The following is a 417-nucleotide window of genomic DNA, read 5'->3' on the forward strand; positions in this document are numbered from 1 at the left end:
CTTACTGAAGTACTTAATGACGTACTTGCTGATTCTGAATCACTTACTGACGTACTTAATGACGTACTTGCACTTTCTGAATCACTTACTGACGTACTTAATGATGTTGACGCACTTTCTGAGTCAGATACTGATGTACTCAATGACGTACTTGCTGATTCTGAATCGCTCACTGATGTGCTCAATGATGTTGATGCACTTTCTGAGTCAGATACTGATGTACTTAGTGATGTACTTGCTGATTCTGAATCGCTCACTGATGTGCTCAACGACGTTGATGCACTTTCTGATCCTGATACTGATGTACTTAATGATGTTGACGCACTTTCTGAGTCAGATACTGAAGTACTCAATGACGTACTTGCTGATTCTGAGTCGCTCACTGATGTGCTCAATGATATTGATGCACTTTCTGAG

Annotated in this window: 1 pseudogene; it reads left to right on the forward strand. The window is 40.5% G+C overall.

The annotated features are described in order from the left end of the window. Nucleotides 1-417 (forward strand): annotated as a pseudogene (locus ACF91D_RS32155) (hypothetical protein); the annotation flags it as partial.

The sequence above is a fragment of the Staphylococcus sp. 231237_7MaSpsaltlick genome (assembly GCF_043107035.1).